The sequence below is a fragment of the Reyranella soli genome (assembly GCF_007992495.1).
GTDB lineage: Bacteria > Pseudomonadota > Alphaproteobacteria > Reyranellales > Reyranellaceae > Reyranella > Reyranella soli.
Map to the genome: position 1 here is coordinate 1 of NZ_BKAJ01000334.1, position 2355 is coordinate 2355.

Below are 2355 nucleotides of genomic sequence, written 5' to 3' on the forward strand. Positions count from 1 at the left end.
TCGAAAATGGTTACGGCGCTGATTACCCGCATCCCGAGCTACCGCCGCTTGAAGCTAGCCTTCAACCGTTAGAGGCGACGCAACAACAAGCATACTGATGCGCACCATTGCCAAGCCTGACCGTGGAGCGCATCGGAGGTAGCCCCGCGTTCTCGATTGGCGGCTTGCTGGCCGGCATATGCTTGTCGCCAGCCGCTGACCGCTCTCCAGTCGGTCGACCGCCTCCTCGTCGTCGACTGTCATCACTGCGCCAACTGATCGGTGACCGATGCTCGCTGCGTCATACTTGCGATCGCAACCGGGATTGGCTGGGCGGCCCCCCGCCAGCGTTGATGCTCAGGGCCGGTGACGACGCATAGGTGCTGTTGTCTTGATGGCTAGGCTGACCTGGCGATCGGCAAAATCCGCCAGCCGGTTACTCACGCGTGCCGCCTCCAGTATCGCCCACCGGGCATTTTCCTGTCTCACGGCGTATGTGCCAGCACGCATTTGGGTGGCGAGGTACCGATACCCGCTGCGCCCGCTCTTCTGGGGTGCTCATCGTCAAGCCTCGTCGACGCTCACCTAGGCTCAAAGGCCGACCCAGCAGCGCACCTAAGGGGCACGGGCCTGCACGACTCAGGCAAGGAGGCGAACGGGCAAAGGCCCGACCTTCGTGCACCAGCGCCGCTGCCTTGCCTCGCCCTCGGGTCGCTTGAAAGCGACTAGACGGCTATGCCGCCCGCGCAAAGCGGTGCCCGCGCTCCTCCAGTTTGTCGCGAATGATGTCAATTGGCTGACGCCGATCGACTACGGCTGACGCCACGCTACGCAAGCGCGACCGAAGCTGGCTGCGGCCACCAGTGAAGCGTAATAGCGGCGCACAGCGTTCAGTTTCCGCTCTGTACAGCGACTCGCAGAATGCGCCCTGCACATCCAGGATGTCGTGGCTGTCGAGTTCGATATTGAAGAAGTCGAGCGCATCCCGACCAGCCGCCGCCTCGAAGATGATGCTGGTCCCGTTAACCAACTCGCCGACTGGCATCAGGAAACCATCAACGAAGACGGGATGCAGAGCCGTGAGGCAAAGATCGGCATTAGGCGAGTTCTCGCCCAGAGCACCGCGCCGCACGAAGACCGGCAGGTTGGACTCGTCAACCCATTTGCCCGACACGCTTTTCAAGGTGTGGCTGACCATTGCCTTGATCGGCACGAAGCCGCCAAAACGCACCGCAACCTCGTCACCCGCTGCCAAGGATTCAATCCGCCGATAGCCTTCGCGTGTCCGGATCTGCGTGCCGCGCGCAAAACACTGGCCGCCGCCACTTCCAGGATTGGAGGTTCTGCCAGGAAGGAGATCGCGAAGAAGGTCCTGAATGATGTCTCGGATAGGTTGAGACTGCGCAGAGGCCTGTCTATGCGGAACGCTAGTTGCCAAAAGCGTACCCAAGACCAAACTTCCAGCTTTCAGTGCATTGCGTCGCGCACGATCAATCTTCGGAGTCCTGCTCATACGACCTCCAACTCACGGCATCAGGTGACCTAACAGAGTTTGAGCGTTTGCATTGCCTCCCAGCTAGAGGCGAATGAAAAAACATACGCAGAGCAGTGGTGGTACCCCGGAAGAGACTCACACCGAATGAGCACACATGCTACCTGCCTTGTCCTGAGCCGCGTATGACCGTTAGGAACCAGATGGAACCTACCTACTATCCATGTGGGGGAAGCCAGAAGCATGTAACCGCAACGGTGACCCAGCGCTTTGAATGTCTGCACATTGTCCGTGTACGAGGCGCCTTTGTTGCGCTCGTCCCAGGCCGGCTAGCAATCATCGGCATGCACTCCGAGTCCATCGGCCTTGCCCTCCCCTCCTGGCCGACAAACGGCGGCAAACCGCTTTACGTCGCCCGTCTCCTCCCTTCAGGCTCGATACGTTTCGTAATGCTCTCGCAATTGGCAACGCATCACGATGATCATGTTGGCCGAATTGTCTTGGTTGACAGTGAACTCAAGGCTCAAGCAGCCATCCTTCGAGCGGGTTGTCGGCAACGCTGCTCGCAGCCCAGTCAGGAGATCGGGGCCAAAGCCCTTCTTTGCAGTGAACTCCAGCATTTACGTAGCACGTCATTCGGGCCCCCCAGTTTGGTCAGCGGCTGACCAGCCACACGCAGTCGGCTTCTGGAGTCAAAATCTGACCCGCTGAAGCGTTTTGTCGGGCGGGCGGGTCCCCCCCGGAATCCACCAGAGGTCGAAAACCGTACGAGTCAAAAACCGCCCTAGCGTCGATCTCGCTGGTGCTCGCATATTTCCGGCCCGACTGATATGGATCTCTCATAGCCATCACGACAATCAGAACAACTAGCGGGACGATGGCCT

Annotated in this window: 3 protein-coding genes; all 3 read right to left on the reverse strand. The window is 59.7% G+C overall.

All coding sequences use genetic code 11. The features are described from left to right. Positions 1-712 precede the first annotated feature (712 nt). Positions 713-1492 (reverse strand): Hint domain-containing protein, encoded by a 780-nt coding sequence (locus RSO01_RS46540; protein ID WP_147157437.1) that lies wholly within the window; start codon positions 1490-1492, stop codon positions 713-715. Positions 1493-1899: 407 nt separating this feature from the next. Further along, entirely contained in the window at positions 1900-2091 is a 192-nt protein-coding gene (locus RSO01_RS48235) for a putative quinol monooxygenase (protein ID WP_170303903.1), read from the reverse strand. 34 nt (positions 2092-2125) lie between these two features. Beyond that, positions 2126-2355 (reverse strand): hypothetical protein (locus tag RSO01_RS48785; protein WP_218037687.1); only part of this gene is annotated, 230 nt, incomplete at its 5' end.